This window comes from Enterococcus sp. DIV2371 (assembly GCF_050498525.1).
GTDB lineage: Bacteria > Bacillota > Bacilli > Lactobacillales > Enterococcaceae > Enterococcus_B > Enterococcus_B mangumiae.
The window spans coordinates 2,940,711-2,965,913 of sequence record NZ_JBIPAJ010000001.1 but is presented as its reverse complement, the minus strand read 5'-3'; the positions used below and the strand labels follow the sequence as shown (position 1 = coordinate 2,965,913).

Below are 25,203 nucleotides of genomic sequence, written 5' to 3'. Positions count from 1 at the left end.
TAGCATGGATACACAAGAGGAACCAATGATCTTTCTTTTCGGATTATCCGAGCCACGTAAATTTTTTTACGGTGATCTCTTGGACGGAAAAATCCCAACAGAAAAAGATGTATTTAAAGATAGTCGATGTGTACATGATCATCTGATTGATACATATATCGAAGGATTGAGAGAAACAATGAAGCAGCGGGCAAAGATGCTTATGGACCCAGTGAAAAGAAAGCTTTTTTTTAAAGATTGGATCAATTATTTACTGCCAGAAATCAAGGATTTGCCATTATGGCCACGCTATTTCAAATTTAGTCGGGAAAATGAAAAAAATAGATTAGAAAAGCCCTATGAGCAAGTCGAAGTGGTAGCATATAGCCCAAATATGCATAAATTTCATAAAAATGGAGAAAGGATCGAACCATGCGGACATACAAAAAGAGGCTGTAAAATAGGTATCGATATAGTAAAAACAAGACCAAATACAAAAATTTATTTTACGTTAGATGATCTAGATAAACGAGCTGTAATAGACAAAGAGTACGGTAAGGGCGACTATTTCAGTTTAACATCTTCAGAATTACGTTATATTTATCGGGATTGGAAAGTGTTAAAGAATAAAGTGGTCTTTTTTGAAAATAATAAGAGAACAAGGCCACCATGGAAGGAACCGTTATATAAGTTAAGATGGAAAAATTATGCAGCAGGAAGGCTACATAAGAGAGGAGAAGTGAAGGGAACAGATTCAATGGAAAGCACCTCTATCAATAAAGAAAGGGCATCGGAAGTACAATCACTTGATAGTCTGAAAGCGAATGCTTATAAAAAAATGGATGAAAGTCAAGAAATCGCTAGAAAAAACCATGCGTTACGTTCCTCTTCAAAAAGTGTGGAACGAACCATCTAAAAAGAGCTTGGGACTTTAGGCATCTTGTGTCCTTTAAAATCGACTAAACAGTGTTCCAGAAGCTGATCTTAAGAAGTAAACTACAAAATTGTAAAATAAGAGAAACTATTTTCAATTTTCTAGCTTACTGCTCAGATCAAAACGCTTCTGGTACAACCTCTTTTAGCGAGAGTAATCTGTCTAAGCTAAAGCGTTCTGTTTTTTAGAAGCTATCATTGTTCGATCAAGCGTTTTGCGATGTCATAGTCACCTTCATAAGGTTCATCGACTCCACCGACTTTTTGATACGCATCGACGCCTTTACCAGCGATGACAACAGAGTCTTCTGGTTGGCTTTCTGCTAACGCTTGTTGGATCGCAGTTGGTCGATCCATTTCATAATGAACAGCAAGCTCTGTATTCGTAATTGCTGCATGGATTTCTTCTGCGATTTTTTGCGGATCTTCAAAGGCAGGATCATCAGCAGTCAAGAAAACGACATCGGCTGTTTCTGACAAGACTTCCCCAAAATCTTTTCTGCGGGAAATCGCTTTGTTTCCTGGGCTTCCTAGAACGACGATCACACGACCGTTGGGATGTTCGCTCTTAGCAAATGCTAATAACGTTTTTAAACTTAAATAGTTATGTGCATAGTCAACATAGACATGCGCACCATTTTTATGAGTCAACTGATCCATTCGACCAGGAACTCTCGCTTCTTTAAGTCCTTGCTGGGCATCGTTGATGGAAGCACCAACTAAGGTCGCCGCAATGATCGCACTGGCTGCATTTTCCTGATTAAAGCCACCAGCTAATTTGATCTCATATTCCGCCTCAACTGGTAGATCGCATTCGTGTGTGATCAATTGAAAGGCTTGTGTTTGATTTTCTAAACTTTTCACTTGGACGTCTGTAGTATCTGCTCGTCCATAAGTGATGGCAGGAATACCATGGACTTGTCCTGTCTCCACTAACAAATCAAAGTAGTCACTTTCACGGTTCAAAATCACTTTTTTAGAATTTAAGATCAACTGACGTTTGCAATAAAAATAATCATCAAACGTTGGGTGTTCGATAGGACTGATATGGTCTGGAGAGATATTCAAGAAAATACCAACATCCAAGGTTAGACCGTAAACACGTTGCGTTTTATACGCTTGGGAAGAAACTTCCATGACAAGATGAGTCATTCCATTTTCCGCTGCTTCCGCCATCATTCGATAGAGATCCAATGATTCAGGTGTCGTCAAATTAGACTTGAAAAAAGTCTTACCGTCTAATGTCGTATTCATCGTTGAAAACAAAGCAGTCTTGTAGTTAGTCGTATGATCTAAGATTGCTTTTGTAAAGTATGCAGCTGTTGTCTTACCTTTAGTGCCAGTAAAACCAATCACTAACATTTTCTTTTGCGGATAGTCATAAAAAGCCATCGAAAGAATTGCCATTGCTTTACGGATATCGGTAACGATAATCCCACAAGCTTCAGTTTCATAAGGCTCTTCGGCAACGTAATAATTAAGCCCTTGAGCGATTGCAGCGGTTAAATAGTCTTCTTTAAAGTTTAACCCTTTACAAAAAAATAATGTCTCAGCATCGACTTGACGTGAGTCATAACTTAATTTCTTGAATACTCGATTTTCGGGGGCATAAAGATGCCACCCTTGTGGTGATACAAATTCTTTTAACAGATTTTCTTTTAACAATAAGTTGCGGATATCTTCTAAGGAGAAGCTCATTGAATCATCCCTCACTTTGTATTTATTTGGTCTATTATAGCATATTTTTTCAGCTCGTATTTTCGTGAACGGGCGATTTAAGTAAAAATGAAAGAAGGCAAGGTATGGAAAATGAACAGAAACAAGTGATTTTATTTTTTGGATTAACAACCACAAGAAATGACTATTTGAACCGAATAGCTAACGGAGAATTTCATTTAAAAAATGTGACAGTCGATAAAGAGACAACTTGGGTAGATTACTCATTTGATCTCTATCTTAGCCATCTACGTGATGTGTTAAGGACAAAAGGAGCAGAGCTGACAACGCCAGAAAAATGGGAAAAGTTTTCCTATGAATGGCCGGATTATATCAAGTCCGAGTACAGAGATTTACCACTATGGAAAGATTATTACTATCACACACAAGTCACCCTCAAAAATCGGTTCGCTCATCTTTATAAAGGAACTGTTGCCCAGCCTTATTTTTTTGTAAAAGCCTATTCTAAAAATTATATACCAGATGAATTTAGTGTATTGAAACTCCCTGACAGCAAAGAATTAGGCCGGTATATCTACAGTGAATTAGCGAAAGATCCTAATGCAAACTTGGGCGAACATCGATATGGCTTTGCCAAAAATGGCAAATTATATTCGCCATCATTACATATGATAAGAGGGTCAAAAATCGGTGTAGATATTGCCAAAACAAATCCAAATGTGACGATTTATTTTCTATTAGACGGACTGGATATGAAGCGAGTCTTGACTAAACCGCGCGTAAAAAAGCCGACTAGCAATGTCACCAACCATGAACTTCGTTATGTCTATCGGAATTGGTCGCAACTGGAAGGGAAAATCATTTTCTTTAAAAATGGAAAAGAAGTCAGTCCACCATGGGAGTCATTCGAGTATAAGAAGATGTGGCAAGCTTACAAGCCAAAAAGGTTTCAAAAACACAACTGGATCCGCAGGAAGTGGATGGATTTTCGCAATAAAAAGGAACCCAACCAACTGGGAAATGCGAATGCGAAATACAATATAAAAAACGAAGAGCAAATGCGCGCATTTGCTACCCTCCAACAGCAGATAAAGCAAGATAGGCCAATAGTCGGCGAAGACAGTCGGGAAAAAAATCGACCTTGTAAACGAACCTTCTTCGAAAAAACAGTACATAGAGTTGAAAAAATAGCGTATCGGAGAAATGAGGCAGTTACAAGTAAGGGAACACGGCAAAGGGAAAGACGAGAACCGCTGCGTAGCTGATGATTCAGTCGCAGAATTTTTTAAGAATAAATTAACCAATAAAAAGAAAGAAGGAGTAGAAAAATGCATTCTGAAGAAACAAGCGAATTTAAAGGACAGTTATCGAAGGGAAATACCGAATATTTACAGTCAAAACAGCATCTAGAATATCATTCAATGCACAGTATAGAATCTGACTCAATCTATTATAGTCTAGAAGATAGCCGACTTTCTCAACGATCAGAAGAGCAATCAAAAAATACAATAGCAAGCGTTCCAGATTTAGAGAAAACATCTTCACAACTGAAATCAAAACGACAAGGACTTTTTTCATATATACTAAAAAAAATCAGAACACTCAGTCGTAAAATAAAAAAAAAAAAATCTAAAACAGCTGTCATTAAGTCAGTAAATCATCCACACATGGTCCAAAATGTAAATCCTTCTACTGTGACTGCGAAAGATAGGCCCCCATACTTCACCCGTAAACTAGATTTGGCAAAAAAAGTTGCAAAAACGGCAAATCATTCAATGTCAAAACAAGAAAGAGCTGTGGCTTCAAAAGCACGAGATCGTAGCATGAAAGTGTAAGTAAAACGAAAGAGTAAAAGAGTAGGAGTGACATAGAACTATGTTTATCTGAAATGCGCTATTTAAAATAAAAAGAAAGAAGGAATAGATCAATGAATCGAGAAATTAATGAGTATGATAGATTCGTAAGTCTCAATAAGTATAGGCGAGGTTATGCAAAATATGATAGATATGAATCAATTCAATTAATACAAGAAGTAGAAACTAACCCTAAGCTACAAGAATTGTTAGCTAAAGATGGAGCGCCGACTAAAGGGCAAGCAGCGTTGGACTATGTGTTTAAAAAGAAAGAGCGTAAAGAAGAAAAACCAGTTCACAGCATCCCACGTATCACTAGGTATCAGCAACAAACAGAAGGTCTGAGTAAAGGAGTAGCAGAGATAGACCAGTTTAATAAGAAAGTTCGTGAATTAGTAAAACCAACATCTAGCATTTTAAATATCCCTAAGCATCAGCAATGGTCGGAAAATGAGGAAGCTCTAGCAAAAGAGAAAGTGGCAGTCAAAAGTACGTTAAAGGGCATAGCTGCTAAATCAACGAATGATGGAAAGACAAGAGACGATACAGTTTTCTCTGATCAAGATAGTAGTGAATTAGGGCTTAAATTCAAAAAAGAAAATTTCCATCTTAAATTCAAAAAAGAAAGTTTTGATAGAAAATATGAATATGCAAAAAAATATGCAGCTGTTGTAAATGGCAACTCACAAAAAAATAAAAAATCCACGATTTCGAAAGAACAAAGATAAAACACAAGAACTTCCTACGAATGAAAGAAAACGGTTATTATGTAAAGGTTGCGACCGACACTAAATCAAAAAAAGCCAACAAAAAAGATTGCTACTTTGAAGATTTACACTTAAAATATGAGTAATGTTTTGAAGAAAGTTGGAATCTGATCAATGACTAATCAACGAAAACCAGCAGTAGAAAATTTGACAGTCCAAGAGAAAATGGCTAGAGGTTCTGCTTGGATGACTGCAAGCAATATGATTTCAAGATTGCTTGGGGCAGTCTATATTATTCCTTGGTATGCTTGGATGGGCGAAAATGCAAAGGCTGCCAATGGGTTATTCAATATGGGGTACAATATTTATGCGCTATTCTTAATGATTTCAACTGCTGGGATTCCAGCTGCAATTGCGAAACAAACCGCACGATACAATTCATTGAATGAATATGGTACCTCTCGTCGGCTGTTTTTACGAGCAATGCAAATGATGGCTGTGTTAGGTGTGTTTTTTGCAGGATTTATGTACTTTGCTTCTCCTTGGTTAGCTCGTGCCTCTGGTGGTGGCGAAGAGTTGATTCCGATCATGCGCTCATTAAGTGCAGCGCTACTCGTGTTCCCTTGTATGAGTGTCATTAGAGGATACTTCCAAGGAAATCAGGAAATGATGCCTTATGCCCTCTCTCAAATCGTCGAGCAGATTGCACGTGTTTTCTATTTATTGCTTTCCACATTCATCATTATGAATCTCCTGTCAGGTAATTACGTGACCGCAGTCACCCAATCGACTTTTGCAGCATTTATTGGCATGGTCATCAGTTTGGCTGTCTTGTTATATTTTTTGAAAAAACATCAAGCGTATACATCAGCTCGTGTGCAATATAGCGAAAATCAAGTGACGATTGCGACGAAAGAATTACTGGTGGATACGATCAAAGAAGCGATTCCTTTTATCATTGTCGGCTCAGGGATCACAATTTTTAAATTGGTCGATCAATTTACATTTATTCAGATCATGTCGAATGCCACCGAGTATTCAAATGCACAATTATTGGATCTTTTTTCGATTTTCAGTGCGAATCCTGACAAGTTGACAATGGTTGTCATTGCTTTAGCAACATCGATTGCTGCGACAGGTCTACCGTTGATCACAGAAGCGGTAACGATCAAAGACCGACGTGGATTAGCAAAATTGACAAGCAGTAACTTACAGTTGTTTTCTTTTATCATGTTTCCTGCAACGTGTGGCGTGATGCTCTTAGCTTATCCGTTGAATACGCTATTTTATACACCGGATCAACTAGGAAGCCAAGTGTTGGTCCAAGCAAGCTTTGTTGGTCTTTTTCTAGGACTCTACATGCTTGTATCAAATATGCTCCAAGGGATGTTTGAGAATAAAGCAGCTATTTACTATTTACTCATTGGGTTTATCGTAAAATTAGTGTTGCAGTATCCAGCCATCCGTATTTTTGAGGTATATGGCCCATTGCTTGCAACGATGATCGGCTTTATCGTTTCTTGTACGCTGATACTAAAGAAAATCCATCAAGTGGCACGCTTCAATCGGAAATTCGTGTGGCGGCGCACCTTATTGATTTTTATTCTAACAATGTTGATGCTTCTTGTAGCGGGGCTAACGAAAATGATTTTCGGGATGTTTTTGAATCAAGATAGTAAGTTTCAATCGCTCGTATTGATCGTCTTAGTAGCAGGAGTCGGCGGTTTCGTTTATACGTATCTAGCATTGAAGCTCCGTCTCGCAGATAAGCTGTTAGGACGTCAAGGGATGATTCGTTTACGACGACGTTTGCGCATCAAATAAGACAGACATTGCTAAAAAAGGAGACAATCGTATGCGTTTAGATAAATTTTTAGCCGATATCGGTCTTGGCAGCCGCAAAGAAGTCAAAGGGCTGATCAAAAAAGGCTTGATCACAGTCAATGGAGTATGTATCAAAAGTGATAAACATCAAGTGAAAGAAATGGAAGATACGGTGATGTATCTGGATGAACATTTACATTATCAAAAAGATTTTTATTATATCTTGAATAAACCGGCTGGCGTAGTTTCAGCAACTCAAGATAATTATGATCAAACCGTTATCGATTTACTTTCTGATGAAGATTTTCGAGAAGACCTATTTCCAGTCGGTCGCTTAGATAAAGACACAGAAGGACTGTTGATCCTGACCAATGATGGACAGTTTTCACATCAGTTGCTCTCGCCAAAAAAACATGTAGAAAAAGAATACTTTGCAGAGATTGCAGGAGTGATGACAAAGGAAGATGTGTCAGCTTTTGCAGAAGGCTTACTTATTGATGGGGATGAACAAACCTTACCTGCGACGCTCATTATCGATTCGGTCGATGAAGAAACTAACACTTCTCGTATTCGCTTGATTCTACATGAAGGAAAATTCCATCAAGTCAAACGTATGGTGAAAGCCGTTGGGAAAGAAGTCACTTACTTGAAAAGGATTCGTATGGGGAATTTCCATCTCCCAGATGATTTGTCCTTAGGAGACTATCGCCAAATGACGGCAGAGGAATTGGCACAGGTTAGAAGTAAATAGAGAGTAACAATGGCTTATAGAGTTGGGATGTAGTTTCTCGATTCTGTAAGTTTTTTTGTTTGAGATTGTGAAAGAAGTATCTGCAACAATTGAGAAACCTAAACGTAAACACGAATAGAGAAGGTACTAAAAATAAATTCCATATACGATTATGATGCTAAATCAAATATTTATGAAAGATGTAATAAAATGATAAGTATATGATGTATGATACTTAGTGTATAAGTCATCTGAATTTTTTATTGTCCAAAAAATCAAGTCATTAAAACTACTCAAATAAAATTTATAGGGAATTTTTAAGTACTAGTATATCCCAAAATGGAAGTACATAATGAACGAAAAAGTTGTTTTTTTACATGTTATTTAGTTTATAGAAATGTTTAATAATCTACTTATGTGAAGGGGAAATATGAAAAAGGATAATTTCATCTTAATGGATAAACTTGGCGTGGAACACAAAAATAATAAGGTGTTAAAAAGCATAAATTTAAAGATTGAACAAGGAGAGTTTGTTTTTCTGATAGGAGCAAGCGGCTCGGGAAAAACAACTTTAATTGAATTAATTCAAGGGAGACGAATGTATAGTACCGGTAGCTTGAAAATTTATGATAAAGAATTAAGTCAATATAACTATATGGAATTACAAGATTTAAGGAAAATGATGGGAGTAGTTTTTCAAGATACAAGGTTATTTGAAGAATGGACAGTGTTTGAAAATATAGCATATAAATTGAAATATTTAGGCTATCCACTCTCATTTATACAATCGAAAGTTGAGGAAGTAACAATAGATTTAAAAATAGATAGATATATAAAAAGTTCACCTAAAAATCTATCTGGTGGTGAAAGACAACGTGTGAATATTGCAAGAGCAATCGTTGCGAATCCCAAAATCATTATTGCTGATGAACCGACATCTAATTTAGATAAGGCAAATGCAAAAATTGTCTTTGAGTTATTGAAAAAAATGAATCGACTAGGTTCTACAGTGATTATGTCTACTCATGATCCTAATTTTATAGAAGAATCCAAATTTAGAATAGTTAAGCTAACTAAAGGAGAAAAAGTCTATGATCAATGTGGGGCCAACTATTTTATCTAACTTATACCTTGTTAAGAGAAGCTTTAAGAGCGCACGCAAAACAGGGATTAGATACATTGTTTCGATTATTATTATTGGAATCCTATTTCTTGAGTGTGTTTTTTTGCAGCTATATTTGCAAAGATTGATTCAAATCATGGAACAAGAAATAATGAGTGCTGATTTAAAGTCTGCACAACTAAGTTTAAATGGAAACCAGTTTTTAATTATTCAAATTTCTTTTGGGAGGGATATGCTATCCTTCTTAATAGTAATAATTTCTATTTATATACTATTTGATTTTAGAAATAAAATGTCGCTAATAAAAGCAATTGATAGAATAGATGTTGAAACAAAAATATACTTGGGAATCCATCCTAAATATGTGTTGAGAGAATTCCTGCTTAAAAATTTTTTTATATACATGTTAGGTTTAAGTCTTAGTTATGTACTTTCCATTCTTCTGAACATGAAACTGGTCTCTTTGTTCAATTCTATTTTACCTTATGATATTCAGGTCAATCATAGAAACTCCATTTTCCTTTCAATGGGTCTTTTTATACTAATGATTTCTATAGTATTAGCATTTTATATTATTGTATTAGAATTTATCAGTATCCAGAGATTCAAGAGAACTTTTTCACTCTATTAATACTAGGTTAATTATTTGGAGATGTTTATATTATGTAGTTTTTAGACTACAAGTAGCAAATAAATAGAGTAATTGAGACAGAAACTACTTACAGAATCAAGGAATATATTTCTCGACTCTGTAAGTAGTTTTTTTCTGTCTGATTACTCATTATTGAACACTCCTTTCATCCCCTTCTCTATAATTTGTTTCATTTTACCTATAATTTGTTTATTTATTCTCTTTTTTGAAAGCGCTATAATTACAGTGCGAATGAGGGGAAAGGAGTTTTTATATGCGAAAAAGGAAGGGGTTAAAAGGGTTTATTGGCAATTTATGGCGATACAAAGCGCTTGTTTTGATGGCTGTCCCTGGGATGATCTGGATGATTTTTTTCTTTTACATCCCGGTTCTAGCGAATGTGGTTGCGTTTAAAAATTTCCATATTTCTGCTGATGGCTTTCTTGCAAGTTTAAGGGAGAGTCCTTGGGTAGGATTGGAGAATTTTAAATTTTTATTTTCTTCCGATCAAGCATTTTTGATCACGAAAAATACGATTTTATATAATGTGACATTTATTTTATTGAATCTCTTGATATCTGTCGTCTTTGCAATCATTATGAGTGAGTTGCGAAACAAACGCTTGGTAAAAGTGTATCAAACGATGTCATTGCTGCCGTATTTCCTTTCTTGGGTCATCATCAGTTACTTCGTCTATGCGTTTTTAAGTCCAGATAAAGGGATTTTCAATCAATGGCTGGCAGCAAATGGCAGCGAAACGATCAATTGGTATAATGATCCGAAATATTGGCCATTTATTTTAGTCTTTATTGGAACGTGGAAGGGAATCGGCTATAACAGTATCATTTACTTTGCTTCGGTCATGGGGATCGATCCAACCTATTACGAGGCTGCGATGGTCGACGGCGCAAGCAAATGGCAACAAATCAAGCATGTCGCTATCCCGCAGTTGGTTCCATTGATGACGATCTTGACGATATTGGCTGTTGGAAATATTTTCCGAGCCGACTTTGGTTTATTCTATAATATTCCAAGAAATTCCGGCGCACTTTATGAGGTGACTCAAGTATTAGATACGTATATCTACAATGGTCTGACATCCACGGGTGACTTTGGTATGACAGCCGCAGCTGGGCTTTATCAATCTGTCGTTGGCTTTGTCCTATTAATGATCACTAATACGATTGCTCGTCGTTTTGACAGCGAATCGGCATTGTTCTAAGGAGGAGAGAAATGAATAAAAAGAAAGTCCAACGAGTGGAGATCCGCTCGTTCAATAAAACCACCAACTTTTTCTCCAATATCTTGATTGCACTTTTTGCTATTTCCTGTGTGTTACCATTTATTTTTGTGATTGCGATTTCTTTTACAGAAGAATCTGCCTTATCGACGCACGGGTACAGTTTCTGGCCTAAAGCATTTAGTACCTTTGGCTATACTTTCTTGTTTGATCAGATGCAAGACAAGATTTTTCAAGCGCTTTTCGTGACCGTTCTCGTGACGGTTTTAGGAACGTTGATCAATAGTACGGCAACGTCTCTGTATGCTTATGCGATTTCTCGTTCTAACTTTCCGTTTCGTCGTTTCTTTACAGTTTTTTGTTTGATTACAATGTTGTTCTCACCAGGTATGGTTGCGAACTACTTAGTGATGACAAACTTACTACAGCTGAAAGATACGATTTGGGCGTTGATTTTACCGATGGCGGTCAGTCCATTCAATATTATCGTGATGCGAACCTTCTTTAAGCGTTCGGTATCTGATTCGATCATCGAATCGGCTAGGATCGATGGGGCAAGTGAACTGCGGATTTTTGTTCAAATCGTCTTGCCTTTAGCGATTCCAGGGATTGCGACAATCAGTTTATTTGCAGCTTTAGGTTATTGGAACGACTGGTTCAATGCCTTGCTATATATCCAAAATGATAAACTAGTACCATTGCAATATTTATTGATGAAGATCCAAAGCAATATCCAATATCTTACTCAAAATGCTGGAGCTGGCAGTCAGTTAGCCGGCGGTCTTGCTTCAGTTCCTGGAGAGTCTGCTCGTATGGCGATCGTTGTTATCTCGACGTTACCGATTGCGATCAGCTATCCATTTTTCCAAAAACATTTTGTTAAAGGGTTAACGATTGGCGGCGTCAAAGAATAAAGCACTAAAAATAGGAGGAGAAAAAATGAAGTTATGGAAGAAATTAGCTTTTACAGGATTCTCAGCACTAACAGCAATTAGTTTAGCAGCTTGTGGCGGTGGTTCAGGTGATCAAGATAACGCAGAAGCCAGTGATACTCCAACATTACAAATGTATCAGATCGGGGATAAACCAGATAACCTTGATCAGTTGATGGAAGTGGCAAATAAACGAATCGAAGAAGAAATCGGTGTGAAAGTCAATATCAATTATATCGGTTGGGGCGACTATGAGAAGAAGATGAACGTCATTATTTCTTCAGGTGAAAATTACGATATCGCTTTTGCCAATAACTATGTATCAAATGCTCAAAAAGGCGCATTTGCAGATTTGACAGAATTAGCCCCTAAATATGGTAAAGAAGCGTATGATTCATTGGATGAAGCCTATATCAAAGGCAATCTAGTCAATGGAAAACTTTATGCGTTCCCAGTAAATGGCAACGTCTTTGCGAAACAAGTTTTGACCTTTAATAAACCATTGTTAGATAAATATGATTTATCGATTGATGGAATCGAAACGTATGAAGATGCAGAAAAGGTATTACAGGAATTCCATAAACAAGAACCGAATACAGCTGCTTTTGCAATCGGCCAAGGATTCAAAGTGCAAGGTGACTTTGACTATCCATTAGGAAACACGTTGCCATTTGCGGTTGACTTGAATGGGGATAAAACAAAAATCATCAACCAATATGACAACGAAAGATACATCGAGTTGTTACGTACGATGCACAGTTGGTACGATCAAGGCTTGATCCCTAGTGATGCAGCGACTAGCAACAAAGATTATCCTTTAGAAGGTAACACATGGTTGATGCGTGGAGAAACGCAAGGACCTTACGATTACGGCGATACGATCTTAACAAATGCAGCCAACCAAGAATTAGTGTCTAAACCGATCACTGTGCCATTGAAATCGACTGCGCAAGCACAAATGGCAAACTTTGTTGTTTCTAATACGTCAAAAAATAAAGAAAAAGCAGTAGAATTCTTAGCGCTGCTAAACAGTGACCCTGAATTGCTTAATGGCTTAGTTTGGGGAATCGAAGGAGAAGCTTGGGAAAAAGTAGGCGATGACAAAGTAAAATTATTAGATGGGTACCAACCAAAAACGCACATGTCTGCTTGGAATACTGGAAACAATAAAATCCTTTATACACAAGACACGATCACCGATGAAATGATTGCTGAAAGAGATCAATCCATCGCTGAAGCAGAGACTTCTCCGATTTTAGGGTTCAGTTTCAATACTGATACGGTCAAAACAGAATTAAGCAATATTTCTAATGTGATGAATCAATATTTGGATGGCTTGAATACAGGAACGGTCGATCCAGATGAAACACTACCAAAATTAATGGACGCCTTAGACAAAGCTGGCTACGATAAAGTATTGACAGAAATGCAAAAACAATACGATACATTCCGACAAGATAATAAATAATCAAAAGATAACGGCGGACATTTTTTATTGTTCGCTGTTATTTGTATAATAGGATAAGATGAAGAATAAGGGGGGAGACGTGTGTTAGGTAAAGCATTAGAAACATTGTTCATACGTGTATGGGTCATAATGAAATTGACGTTGTATTTCTGGGGATTGACCTTTTGTGGGGGAGTCATTTTAGGGATCGGGCCAGCATGGAAAGTAGTGAATGAACAATTTTATCGCCATGGGTTCGAATATAAGGAAATCACATTCAGCGGTAGTTGGCGGATGTTCAAACAAAACTTTGTTCGAGCAAATCAATTATTTGGTCTTTTTTCTGCGTGTCTCTTTTTACTTAGTTATAATTTGTATTTATCGGTACAGATCCAAGGCATTCTTTTTTTAGTCATTGATTTTATTTTACTGTTTAGCATGTTATACGCCTATGCCAATTATCAATATAGCATGATCTTGGATAGTGGTTATCAAATGAGTTTAGGAAATCTATTGAAATTAAGCTTGATCTCCAGCTTTGCTAGCTTTTCAACTTTTCTAAAAATCATCCTTGGCAGTGGAATGATTCTTTGGGTAACGTGGAACTACAAAGGATTGATATTATTTGGACTGATTGGTTTGCTCACCGTATGGAATGGGCTGATTACTAAGCAATGGCAGGAAAAGCTGGACATACAGCTGGAAACGTATGAATAGGCTGGCTTTTATCTTTTCAAAAGGCACATTGTTGAATCGATTATTACGTAAATATGCAATCGTCATGATTTCTTTGACGATGATTGCTACTTTCATCATCAGTGCGCACACCTTCATCCAAAGACAAATACAAGCCCAACAAGTGACGAATGAGGCGGTCCAAAGTACCTTACGAACCCTTAGTGATAAAACAACTTTAAGCAAAGTCATCAAAGATCAGTTCGTAGGAAATGCAGATAAAATCGAGAACATCACGACGTACTTGACGAAACCGATCGATCAATACTTGATGTATGCTTATGACAAACAGCGAGAAACATCAGATTTTCTTTCTTTTCCTAACTTAGTTCGCGATATGTACGTCGCATACGAAGAAGTGAGTACCGTCTATCTTACATTTAATCAGTTGCCAGAATATTTTGAGTCCACGCGAGAAAATAAAGGTGGTACGGTCAAACGTGGCACACCACAATTAAAAAGCGCGTTTTACATCAAGATGACGATCACCCAAGGAGGCGCAGAAGTTGGCAGTATGTTTGTGGGCTTCGATAAAAATGAGTTGGATGCAGCGTTGTCTAATTTAAATACTTTCAGTGGTTTATCGCTTTATATGATATCAGGAACTAGTAACCGATTATATACTTTTCATGATCAAGCATTGGCGAAACGACAAGTGGCTAAGCAAGAAAAACTGATCGATCATGGACTACAAGCAGATTCGACGTTACCACTGGAAGCATTAGCGAAATCAAACTTCATCCAAGCACAAGGGTTATCCGATGATTATCGTATCTTAGCTACATTAGACAAACGTGCGGTTCGTCGAGTCACTGCAAGAAGTTTAGCACCTTTGATCGTTGGCGTGATCGTATTAGTCGGGTTGCTGCTTTTGCTATTATACAAGACATTCAAGCGTTACTCTCAACAAATCGAACGAGTCATGGAAGCCATGGATGAAGTAGCGAAAGGCAACTTAGATACACGTGTGGATACAAGCATCACTGAATACGAATTAAAAGATCTCTCTGTAGGCATCAATGACATGTTGAAAAGTATCAATCAATACGTGGAAGATATCTACAAGTTAGAGATCAAGCAGCAAGATGCCCACATGCGCGCACTCCAAGCACAAATCAATCCGCACTTTTTATACAATACCTTAGAATATATTCGCATGTACGCCATCAGTGAAGGTAGTGAAGAGTTAGCAGATGTCGTTTATGCGTTCTCCGCCTTGTTACGGAATAATACTAATCAGGAAAAGAGTATTCGCTTAAAAGAAGAATTGGACTTTTGTGAGAAGTATGTGTATTTGTATCAAATGCGCTACCCTAATCGTGTGGCTTATCATTTTACGATTGCGCCTTCATTAGAAAATATCGAAGTGCCTAAATTCATCGTGCAACCTTTAGTAGAGAACTACTTTAAGCACGGGATCGATTTTACTCGCTTTGATAATGCGCTAAGTGTAAAAGTATTCGAAGAAAATGGCGTTGTCCATCTGTTGATTCGCGATAACGGCAAAGGGATCACTGAGGAACGTTTAGCAGAAATCAAAGCGAGACTCGCTCATCCAAAAGTAGAATTATTTGAATCGATTGGGTTACAGAATGTCAATGAGCGGATGCGTGGTAGTTTTGGCGAAAGTTATCAGATGATGTTGGAGCGAAACAATGAAGGGGGACTAACCATTCATATTACCTTTACGAGGAGGGACGACCGTGTATAACGTCTTACTGATAGATGATGAATATATGATTTTAGCGGGATTGAAAAAAATCATTGATTGGAATTCTTTAGGTTTTGAAGTAGTCGCTACAGCAGAAAATGCGATGGAAGGACTATCGATTCTGGAAAAACAGCCGATTGATTTTGTGTTGACCGACGTGACGATGCCTGAAATGAATGGATTAGAGTTTATTGAAGTTGCTCAAAAGCAATATCCTCATTTTGAATTTATGATTTTATCTGGTTATCAAGAATTTGATTATTTGAAGAGTGGCATCCAACTAGGAGCTGTGAATTACTTGATGAAGCCAGTGAATAAAACAGAACTGATTACTAGCCTGGAAACAGTTAAGAAACGTTTGGACCATCAATACGAACAAAAAAATCAACAAGAAATCTTTCAAGAAATCCTGTTTAGTCAATGGCTGAATGAAGAATTAGATGAGCCAAGTGAAGAAGAATTATTGGAGAAATTGGGGTCGAAACAGCGGCGCATCCTTTTGGTTCAATTGCCTAGAGAAGCAGAAAAAACCGTCAAGGAGTGGCTGGTCAAAACAAAAGAACCCTACTACTATCAAAGAAACTATGGGAAGCTGCTCCTATACGTTCTGTTATTAGAAGAACAGACAGTCGCTAGTTTTTGCCGCTTAGTCGAAACTTGTTTTTCAGAACAAGAGTGGTTGATCAGTATTGGCGAAGAGACAAAGGAAGTTGAGAAAATACCGGAAAGCTTTCACCAAGCGAAGGATAATTTACAACTTCATCAATTCTATGGCGAACAAAAGCAACAGATCATATATGCCGATCAACATGTAGCCAACGAGCAAGTGATTGATTTTTCGAATTTTAATCGCGTACTTCAAAGTGGACAATTGGAAGCCGCTCAGAAAATGGTCACTGACTTTTTTGAGCAATTCCAACGTGCCGTGATGACACCGGAAGATATTCGGCACTTGAGTTTTTTGCTATTTATGGATATCCAAAGAGAGTTCGTCCGCTTAGAAGATGATGAATACTTACATGGCATTCAACAAATCAATCAGGCAAAATCAGTCCAAGACTTGCACCACTTGTTGTTAGCATTACTTAAAGAACAGCAAAATCAAAAAAAATACAGCCTGAATGTAGAAAAAGTACTGGGAATATTACATGAACACTATCATGAGCCACTGACACTAAAAGAAGTTTCAGAGGATCTGCACCTAAATGTCATGTATTTAGGCCAGCTTTTTAAAAAAGAAACAAAGAAAAGTTTTTCTTCCTACCTAAACCATTTGCGAATGGAACAAGCAAAATGGTTGTTGCTCCATAGCAATCAAAATATCAATGAGATATCCAATGAGATCGGCTATAACAATACGACCTATTTTTCAAAATTATTCAAAAAAATCGTCGGGCAATCTCCGACGGAATATCGAGAAAATCAAGGGAAAAGTGAAGGCGTGTTGTCTAAATAAAAAAACAGAGGTTGTGAGAATATTTATCTCATGACCTCTGTTTTATATAACTTTTTGAAGGAGTAGCCATTTTGTCTGTTGCGGAAGCACTAGCACGGATGATCCAGTTTGGATCGTTGCTGCTTGCACTTGTTGGCATCATGCTGACAATAAGCAAAAACGATAAAAAATAAACTGTCATAAACTCTTAGCAGAAGTTGACGGGTTTATCTTGACTCAAAAACATGCTACCACAAAACGGCTACATTGGAGCGATGTTGACGCATCGCTTCTTTTTAGTATAGCATCTTAATAAGTCATCTGTAAACATATTTTCACAAATAAAAAAACAGAGGATGTGCGAGCCGGTTTCTCCTGTATCTTTTATTTTATATGATTGTTTGTGGTAAAACAATCATATAAAAAAACATAAAATCAGAAAAATACGATAGTTTCTATGTTAAAATAGACAATGTAGATTGTTTATGATGGTAGCTACTCAGGGGGTGATGCGTATGAGCATTTTCCTACTTCAACGGAAGGAGTAGCCATTTTGTCTGTTGCTGAAGCATTAGCATTGATGATCCAGTTTGGATCGTTGCTGCTTGCGCTTGTTGGCATTATGCTGACAATAAGCAAAAACGATAAAAAATAAACCCGTCATAAACTTTTAGCACAAGTTGACGGGTTTATTTTGACTCAAAAACATGCTACCACAAAACGGCTACATTGGAGCGATGTTCACGCATCGCTTCTTTTCTTTAGTATAGCATCTTAACGAGGCATTTGTAAACAACGAGTCATGCATGAAATCAATCATTCAATAAAGTTTAACTGAAGTTGCTCATACTCTATACTTATTGCTGAAGAAGGTTTCTTGCTTCTACTATTTTCTCATCGAATATCTATTATCACGTTTTGCGACTTAGAGAATAGGGCAAACGATCCTCTGAATAAGCTTTAGTAGTAGGTACGATTCCTAAATGATAGTTGATCGTTCCTCCTTTTAATAAATCATGATGGGTAAAGTATAGCTTTTCATAAGTTTCTCCGTTTCGACTCACCTGATGAACAAACTGTTGTTGTGGTTGATTAGGTGTAGCTTGAATGGTCAACTGTTTTCCATTTGAAAGTGATACGATCACTTGATCAAATAATGGTATACCAATCACATATTCACCTGTTCCGGGTGTGACGGGATACATGCCTAAACTGTTAAAGATATACCAAGCAGCCATGCTGCCATTATCTTCATCGCCAGGATAACCAGTGGGTGAGGCATCGAAAAGTTGTGTCAATAATTGTTTGATCAATGGCTGTGCCATCTCAGGTTTCCCAATGTAATGGAAAAGATAAGGGTAATGAAAACTTGGTTGGTTGGAGATGGCTAGTTGACCAAATTCAGTTGCTGCCATTTCACTCATTTCATGGATTTCAAATCCGTACCCACCGACTTCAAACGTAGGCGCTTGATTGCATAATTCAACTAATTTGTTCTCGAACGCTTGTTTTCCGCCATGTACTTCGATCAATCCCGCAAAATCATGAAACACAGCAAAACTACTCTGCCAAGCGCTTCCTTCTGCATAGTCTGTTCCCCAAGAAGTAGGAGAAAAATCAGGTCGGAATTGTCCAGATAAATCTTTTGAACGCATAAAGCCAGTTTGTGGATCAAAAACGTTGAGGTAGTTTTTTGATTGTTGCTGATAATGATGAGCCGTTTCGTCATCAGCTAGTGTTTGAGCGACGCGACTGATACAAAAATCACTATAAGCATAGTCAAGGGTGTGGTTGATCGATTCATGATAATGGTTCGGTACATAGCCATATTTCAAATAATCATTGGTACCTTGACGCCCATAATTTTGCTTTTCACTTTGAATCGTCGCTCCTTTTTTCATCGCTTCTAAAAATTCAGGCATGTTCGGTGTGCCGATACCTTTGACAGCAGCGTCAGCGATCACTGCATCGATCAACGTTCCAGGCATTAGCCCTCGTTCATCTGGCGAAAGCCATTTAGGTAAGAAGCCAGTTTCTCGATAACTATTTAAAAAACCTTCCAACATCTCTTCATATTTATCCACTGCAATCAATGAAAAAAGTGGATAAACCGTTTTGTACGTATCCCAGAAACCATTATTTGTATAAAGAACTCCCTCTTTTACCGAACGACTACTAGTATCATAATGAACTTTCTTTCCTTCTTGATCGATTTCATAAAATGTTTGAGGAAATAGAAATGTTCGATACAAATTGTGATAGAACGTTTCCGTTTGCTTTTGATCATGATGGTTGATTTTGATTCGATCAAAGTAGCTCTGCCATTGCTTACGACTCTCTAAAAGGTAGTCTTTTTCTTGTTTATTTTGTTCTTGTCTCAAATTATGATGTGCCTGTTCGTTGCTGATGAATGACGTGCCTAGTCGAATCGTTTGTTGCTTGATAGGACCAAAATAAATCGGAATAGCAGCGGCTTGTTCGCTGGCATAATCGAGTGCGCTAGTTGTCAAAGGTTGATCGAAGCGCAACACAAAATAAAAAGTGAAATTCGGGTCTTCTGCTCCCGCAAAATGGGTGACTTGTCCTTCTAGCGTATACGCATCTTTGGCAGTCAGACGGAAACGTCCAGGAAATGACAATAATAAACCGCTATCATTTTTAGTGTAAGTTAGCGAGAGAATACCGCCATACATACTAGGTATCAATGTTGACTGGATACCATAGCGCAATTGTTTGATCGATAAATGTGTCGGACAAAATAGGCTTTCCTCTGGTCGATAAGAGCTTTGGGCATGAAAAATCGTCGGTTCGCTTAATGCTCCGCTGATCGGAGTCATCAAGAAATGACTGAAATCACCCATCCAAGGGCTAGGTTGATGGGTCAAACGATAGCCTTGAAATGTGCGATCCTCCGGGTGGAACCACCAACTACCTTTTTGATCGTTTGTCTGTGGTGCAAAATAATTCATACCGAAAGGAACGCCTGTATAAGGCAGGCAGTTCCCATTTGAAAAAGTTCCTTGATTTGCTGTACCGTGACGTGTGTCAATCTGTTGGATCTTCATTTTTGATCTCCTTTGTTGATTGTCGCTGGATCAATGTGACAGGATATTTGATATCTTTCGGTAATTCTTTTGTTGCGAGCCATTCAATCAAAGCATTTCCGGCAAGTTCGCCTAACTGTTTGAAATCTTGGGCAACCGTCGTGAGTGGTGGATCAACTAAGGCAGCGGCTTGTATATCATCAAAACCAATCACGGAAAAATCATTAGGGATTTGATAGCCTTTTTTCTTTAACTGATTCATTGTTTGGATGGCAACTAAGTCATTCTCACAGACAAAAGCTGTTACTTGTTGTTGGATGTACGTATCTAATATATCCTCAGTGAGTTCCTGCGCGTTTAATGTTGTATGAAAAGATAATTTTCCTAGATTCAATGCTTCAAGATAGCCAAGATAACGTTGTCTGACAGACTGTGGATGTGTGGTATCACCAAAAAGATAGGCGATTCTCTTGTGTCCTTCCTTCATCAGCTGTTGTGTTGCTAATGATCCTCCTTGGAAGTTGTCTGACAGAACGGTTGGGAAAGGAAGCTCATAGATTTTCTTATCTAAAATAATAACTGGAAACTCTTGTAAAGATAATTCAAAGAGTAGATCAAGATGCTGATCGGTTTGAAAGGCATAGTAAATCAGTCCATCGAACTCTTGCATGATATCGTCCGCTCGTTTCTTTTCAAGAAAATCTAAGGTAGTCATCATGACCTCAAATTGCTTGTCTTGCATGACTGGGTTTAATCCTTGTGTAAAATCGCCTACTGAAAGATCTGACAAGTAAGGCAATAAAAATAAAATTCGTTTTTGGGAAGATGAAATACGTTCGCCGGTTTTCGTCGAAGGTGCTTTGACAAAACTTCCTTTGCCACGAACGCGATAAATCATTCCTAATTGTTCTAATTCGGTCAGTGCACGCTTTGATGTGATACGACTGACATTGTATTGCTCAGATAATTCTTTTTCGGTAGGGACTTGACTGTCGACAGGTAAAGTCCCCTCGTTGATCGCTTTTTCTAACGCTAGAAAAATTGTTTTATATAATGGCTGCTCCATAATTACACCTCTTAATGATATATCATGATTAAATCATAGCATAAAACAAAGAAAAGTAAATAGATAAAACTTTTTATGAAAGCGTAGACAATCGTTGTTCAAAAGGTTATAATTCTTATGATATATCATTTTGATAGAGGAGAGAATAAATATGGCTTATAAAAGTATACCAAAATCAGTAGAACAATTTATGGACACGATCATTGAAAAATGTGGTGAGGCGCATGCTGATTGGGCAGAGAATTTTTCGGCTGCATTTGCAAATACGTTGCTGACTACTGTGAAAAGACAAGAAGACGGAACGACATTTCTTTTGACTGGCGATATCCCTGCCATGTGGTTGAGAGATTCAACCGCCCAAGTTCGTCCTTACTTAGTCCTTGCAAAAGAAGATACTGACTTAGCAGATATGATCAGCGGACTAGTGAAAAAACAATTTTATTATATCAATATCGATCCTTACGCGAATGCTTTCAATGAAGAAGCAAATGGCGCAGGACATCAAACGGATCATACAGAAATGAACGACTGGATTTGGGAAAGAAAATATGAAATCGATTCTTTATGTTACCCTGTCCAACTTGCTTATTTACTTTATAAGAATACTGGTCGAGTGGATCAGTTTGATTCCTCTTTTGTGGAAGGCGTCAAAAAAATCTTGCATGTTTTCAAGGTGGAACAAAATCATGAGCAATCACCATATACCTTTATGCGCGACGCGACAAGAAAAGAAGATACGTTAGTCAATGAAGGGCGAGGAAGTGCGATCGCACCAACCGGTATGACGTGGTCAGGATTTCGTCCAAGCGATGATGCTTGTCAGTTTGGCTATCTTGTCCCATCGAATATGTTTGCGGTAGTCGTACTAGGTTATATTGAAGAAATCTTTTCTTCTATTTTAGCGGAGGCAGAAATTGTTTCCGCGGCTAATCACTTAAAACAAGAAATCAAACAAGGTATTGATACGCATGGTTTGACCAAGAATAGTCGTGGAGAAGCAATTTATGCGTATGAGGTCGATGGCTTAGGAAACGCATCGTTGATGGACGACAGTAATGTACCTAATTTGATCGCAGCACCGTATCTCGGCTACTGTCCACCAACAGAGGAAAGATATTTGCACACACGTGAAACTTTGCTAAGTAAAGAAAATCCATATTACTATGAAGGGCAATATGCAAAAGGAATCGGCTCTTCTCATACACCAGAAAATTATGTTTGGCCGATCGCTTTAGCGATGGAAGGGATGACGACAGAAGATAAACGAGAAAAAGAGCGGATTCTTGATCTGTTAGTCGCCACAGATGCTGGCACACATTTGATGCACGAAGGATTTGATGTCAATGATCCTGAAAGTTATACAAGAGAGTGGTTCTCATGGGCAAATATGATGTTTTGCGAATTAGTGATGGATTACTTTGATATCCGAGTGGAAAAATAAGGAGGAGAGCAGCGTGAAGAAAAAAGTTTATATCATTTCTCATAGTCATTGGGATCGTGAATGGTACATGGCGTATGAACAGCACCATATGCGACTAGTGGAATTAATGGATGATTTACTAGAGCTATTCGAAACAGATCCAGACTTCAACAGTTTTCATTTAGATGGGCAAACCATCATTTTAGACGACTATCTACAAGTGCGCCCAGAAAAACAGGGAGCCATCCAAAAAGCCATTGACGCTGGAAAATTGCGTATCGGCCCTTTCTATATCTTGCAAGATGACTTTTTGATCAGTTCAGAATCAAATGTTCGAAATATGCTAATCGGTATGGAAGAAAGTCGTAAATGGGGGACGCCTGTCATGTTAGGTTATTTCCCAGATACGTTCGGTAACATGGGACAGACACCGCAAATGATGAAACAAGTAGGCTTGGAAGCAGCTGCATTTGGTCGTGGCGTGAAACCGATTGGCTTTGATAACCAAGTACTAGAAGCCGAAAATTATTCCTCGCAATATTCTGAAATGTGGTGGAAAGGACCCGATCAATCGGAGATTTTTGGATTATTGTTTGCTAACTGGTATAGCAATGGCAATGAGATTCCTGCCGAAAAAGAAGCGGCCATTCGTTTTTGGGATCAGAAGTTAGCAGATGCAGAACAATATGCATCTACGGATCATTTATTGATGATGAATGGTGTGGACCACCAACCTGTACAAAAAGATATATCAAAAGCAATCCGATTAGCAAATGACTTATACCCCGATTATGAATTTATCCATTCGAACTTTACGGACTATCTCAAAGCTGTACAAGAAGATGTCCCGCAGGAACTTGGTGCGGTCGAAGGTGAATTAACCAGTCAAGAAACTGATGGCTGGTACACGTTAGCGAATACAGCTTCTGCAAGAGTTTATCTAAAACAATGGAACACAAAAGTGCAACGTCAACTTGAAAATGTCACAGAACCTTTAGCGGCGATGGCGTATGAAGTCACAGGAAACTATCCACACGATCAATTAGATTATGCCTGGAAAACACTGATGCAAAATCACCCTCATGATAGTATTTGCGGATGTTCAGTTGATTCCGTCCATCGTGAAATGATCCCTCGTTTTGAAAAAGCGAATGAAGTAGGGAAATATTTAACACAAGAAGCGTTGGAACAATTAGCGACAGCTATCGATACCAGTACTTTTTCAAAGGAAAGTTATCCTTTTGTCGTGTTCAATACCGGTGGAATGCCTAAAACAGGGTCTGCAGAGATCACTTTAGAGTTGGAGCGAAAACGATTTGCTGAAGGGATTCCAGAAGAGTTATATCAAGAACTAGCGGAACAACCTAAAAAGTACTATCATGTGGCAACGGCAGATAAAAAACAAATACCAGCTTTGATTTCTGAAGAAGTTGTTTCATTTGGCTATGACTTACCAAAGGACCGTTTTAGAGTACCGTATATGAAAAAAAGCGTCACGATCGAACTGCCCATTCATGACATGCCTGCTTTTTCTTGGGAAACATTTACTTTAGTTGAAGGAGCTAGTGAAGAAAAACAGGAATCGATGATTGCTCAAGCAGGACGGAGTTTAGAAAATCAACAAGTACATCTAACCATTGAAGAAAATGGCACATTGACCTTGTTGGATAAAACGACCGGACAAACGTTTGAAGAGCTGTTGCTATTTGAAGATGTAGGAGATATCGGGAATGAATATATCTTCAAGCAACCTGAAGGAGAAAAAGCAATTCTTTCAAAAAATCAACAAAGCACTGTTGAAATCATCAAAGATACATCTGAAATTGCTCAAGTCAAAGTAACTGTAACGATCGACATCCCTGTTTCGGCAGATGACAGATTAGAAAAAGAGCAACAAATGGTACGAGAGTTCCGCTTTAGAAAAGCTCAACGTTCAAAAGAAACAAAGCCGTTGGTAATCACTACGCTGATTACGCTACGTGCGCAGAGTAAAAAAATCGATTTTACGACCGTCATTGACAACCAGATGAAAGATCATCGCTTACGTGTCCTGTTTCCAACGAAGTTACAGGTGGAACAACACGAAGCGGATAGTATTTTTGAAGTTGTAACTCGACCAAACCAAGTATCTGCCAATTGGGAAAATCCAACCAATCCGCAACATCAGCATGCCTTTGTTCAATTAGGGGATGAACAGCAAGGGTTGACGATCGGTAACTTTGGTTTGAATGAATATGAAATCGTGGATGGAAAAACGATCGCAGTGACCTTACTGCGTTGTGTCGGCGAGATGGGTGACTGGGGGTATTTCCCAACACCGGAAGCACAGTGTTTAGGTGTTCATCAATTTGATTACAGTTTAGAAGTCCATGCAGGAGAAGATAAATTTGCCACATACAAACATGCTTATGCCGCACAAATTCCGTTTTCAACAAAACAACTGCCGAATCAAGTCGGTAAATTACCATCAAAAAAACAATATTTATCAATAAAAGGGGAAACGTTTGCAATTACTACTTTGAAACGAAGTAAACTTAATGATAAACTAGTAACGAGAGGGTTCAATATGTCTAGTCATTTAGAATCGTTACAGTTAACAAAAAATGACAGTAAAGGCAAACTGTTGAATCTCCTTGAAGAAGAATGTCAGGAGACGATTGACTCGATGTTGCGACCTTACGAGATTCGAACAATCGGCTTTGAGGAGGAATAATTG

At 38.0% G+C, this 25,203-nt stretch carries 21 protein-coding genes; 18 read left to right on the top strand and 3 right to left on the bottom strand.

Translation table 11 applies throughout. From position 1 onward, the window contains the following. Positions 1 to 4: 4 nt before the first annotated feature. Entirely contained in the window at positions 5 to 895 is an 891-nt protein-coding gene (locus tag IGL24_RS13940) for a hypothetical protein (RefSeq protein WP_207699319.1), read from the top strand. A gap of 212 nt (positions 896 to 1,107) precedes the next feature. Here the strand turns inward: IGL24_RS13940 and IGL24_RS13935 are convergent, their stop codons facing one another. Further along, a complete protein-coding gene (locus IGL24_RS13935) occupies positions 1,108 to 2,610 on the bottom strand; it encodes a UDP-N-acetylmuramoyl-L-alanyl-D-glutamate--L-lysine ligase (RefSeq protein WP_207699318.1) in 1,503 nt (500 codons plus the stop codon). A gap of 104 nt (positions 2,611 to 2,714) precedes the next feature. Between IGL24_RS13935 and IGL24_RS13930 the strand changes: the two genes are divergently transcribed. From IGL24_RS13930 to IGL24_RS13860, 15 genes are all read left to right on the top strand, one after another. Beyond that, positions 2,715 to 3,854 carry a hypothetical protein gene (locus tag IGL24_RS13930; protein WP_207699317.1) on the top strand — a complete coding sequence of 380 codons (1,140 nt, stop codon included), beginning with the start codon at positions 2,715 to 2,717 and terminating at the stop codon, positions 3,852 to 3,854. 63 nt (positions 3,855 to 3,917) lie between these two features. Continuing rightward, entirely contained in the window at positions 3,918 to 4,424 is a 507-nt protein-coding gene (locus IGL24_RS13925) for a hypothetical protein (protein WP_207699316.1), read from the top strand. Between the two features lie 92 nt (positions 4,425 to 4,516). Then, complete coding sequence (locus IGL24_RS13920) at positions 4,517 to 5,170, top strand: hypothetical protein (protein WP_207699315.1); 654 nt, start codon at positions 4,517 to 4,519, stop codon at positions 5,168 to 5,170. Positions 5,171 to 5,323: 153 nt separating this feature from the next. Then, positions 5,324 to 6,973, top strand: a complete 1,650-nt coding sequence (locus tag IGL24_RS13915; protein WP_207699314.1) for a putative polysaccharide biosynthesis protein — start codon at positions 5,324 to 5,326, stop codon at positions 6,971 to 6,973. A 31-nt stretch (positions 6,974 to 7,004) separates the two neighbouring features. Continuing rightward, positions 7,005 to 7,724: a pseudouridine synthase gene (locus IGL24_RS13910; RefSeq protein ID WP_207115034.1), complete on the top strand. Its 720-nt coding sequence runs from the start codon at positions 7,005 to 7,007 to the stop codon at positions 7,722 to 7,724. A 433-nt stretch (positions 7,725 to 8,157) separates the two neighbouring features. Then, positions 8,158 to 8,826: a cell division ATP-binding protein FtsE gene (locus IGL24_RS13905; RefSeq protein WP_429968500.1), complete on the top strand. Its 669-nt coding sequence runs from the start codon at positions 8,158 to 8,160 to the stop codon at positions 8,824 to 8,826. Continuing rightward, on the top strand, positions 8,795 to 9,457 hold the full coding sequence (locus IGL24_RS13900; protein WP_207699311.1) for a hypothetical protein: 663 nt from the start codon (positions 8,795 to 8,797) through the stop codon (positions 9,455 to 9,457). Before IGL24_RS13905 ends, IGL24_RS13900 begins: the two co-directional genes overlap by 32 nt. A 274-nt stretch (positions 9,458 to 9,731) precedes the next feature. Continuing rightward, positions 9,732 to 10,679 (top strand): ABC transporter permease, encoded by a 948-nt coding sequence (locus IGL24_RS13895; protein WP_429968499.1) that lies wholly within the window; start codon positions 9,732 to 9,734, stop codon positions 10,677 to 10,679. An 11-nt stretch (positions 10,680 to 10,690) separates the two neighbouring features. Next, the gene (locus IGL24_RS13890; RefSeq protein WP_206853869.1) at positions 10,691 to 11,611 is read left to right on the top strand and encodes a carbohydrate ABC transporter permease; all 921 of its coding nucleotides are present in this window, start codon (positions 10,691 to 10,693) and stop codon (positions 11,609 to 11,611) included. A 25-nt stretch (positions 11,612 to 11,636) separates the two neighbouring features. Further along, positions 11,637 to 13,097 (top strand): ABC transporter substrate-binding protein, encoded by a 1,461-nt coding sequence (locus IGL24_RS13885; RefSeq protein WP_206853867.1) that lies wholly within the window; start codon positions 11,637 to 11,639, stop codon positions 13,095 to 13,097. 81 nt (positions 13,098 to 13,178) lie between these two features. Then, entirely contained in the window at positions 13,179 to 13,793 is a 615-nt protein-coding gene (locus tag IGL24_RS13880) for a DUF624 domain-containing protein (protein WP_207699310.1), read from the top strand. Further along, complete coding sequence (locus IGL24_RS13875) at positions 13,786 to 15,522, top strand: sensor histidine kinase (RefSeq protein ID WP_207699309.1); 1,737 nt, start codon at positions 13,786 to 13,788, stop codon at positions 15,520 to 15,522. Before IGL24_RS13880 ends, IGL24_RS13875 begins: the two co-directional genes overlap by 8 nt. Next, positions 15,515 to 16,978 carry a response regulator transcription factor gene (locus tag IGL24_RS13870; protein WP_207115029.1) on the top strand — a complete coding sequence of 488 codons (1,464 nt, stop codon included), beginning with the start codon at positions 15,515 to 15,517 and terminating at the stop codon, positions 16,976 to 16,978. Before IGL24_RS13875 ends, IGL24_RS13870 begins: the two co-directional genes overlap by 8 nt. A gap of 71 nt (positions 16,979 to 17,049) precedes the next feature. Then, entirely contained in the window at positions 17,050 to 17,151 is a 102-nt protein-coding gene (locus IGL24_RS13865; protein ID WP_242542393.1) for a putative holin-like toxin, read from the top strand. 356 nt (positions 17,152 to 17,507) lie between these two features. Continuing rightward, positions 17,508 to 17,612, top strand: coding sequence for a putative holin-like toxin (locus tag IGL24_RS13860; protein ID WP_339093295.1), 105 nt, complete (start codon positions 17,508 to 17,510; stop codon positions 17,610 to 17,612). Between the two features lie 256 nt (positions 17,613 to 17,868). Here the strand turns inward: IGL24_RS13860 and IGL24_RS13855 are convergent, their stop codons facing one another. Together IGL24_RS13855 and IGL24_RS13850 are read right to left on the bottom strand one after the other, a co-directional pair. After that, complete coding sequence (locus IGL24_RS13855; protein WP_207699308.1) at positions 17,869 to 20,022, bottom strand: GH92 family glycosyl hydrolase; 2,154 nt, start codon at positions 20,020 to 20,022, stop codon at positions 17,869 to 17,871. Further along, positions 20,003 to 21,067 (bottom strand): GntR family transcriptional regulator, encoded by a 1,065-nt coding sequence (locus IGL24_RS13850; protein ID WP_207699307.1) that lies wholly within the window; start codon positions 21,065 to 21,067, stop codon positions 20,003 to 20,005. Before IGL24_RS13850 ends, IGL24_RS13855 begins: the two co-directional genes overlap by 20 nt. Before the next feature lie 151 nt (positions 21,068 to 21,218). Here IGL24_RS13850 and IGL24_RS13845 point away from each other — a divergent pair, with 151 nt between their 5' ends. Together IGL24_RS13845 and IGL24_RS13840 are read left to right on the top strand one after the other, a co-directional pair. Then, a complete protein-coding gene (locus IGL24_RS13845; RefSeq protein WP_429968498.1) occupies positions 21,219 to 22,508 on the top strand; it encodes a glycoside hydrolase family 125 protein in 1,290 nt (429 codons plus the stop codon). A gap of 13 nt (positions 22,509 to 22,521) precedes the next feature. Next, positions 22,522 to 25,200 carry a glycoside hydrolase family 38 C-terminal domain-containing protein gene (locus tag IGL24_RS13840; RefSeq protein ID WP_207699306.1) on the top strand — a complete coding sequence of 893 codons (2,679 nt, stop codon included), beginning with the start codon at positions 22,522 to 22,524 and terminating at the stop codon, positions 25,198 to 25,200. The last annotated feature ends 3 nt before the right edge of the window (positions 25,201 to 25,203 follow it).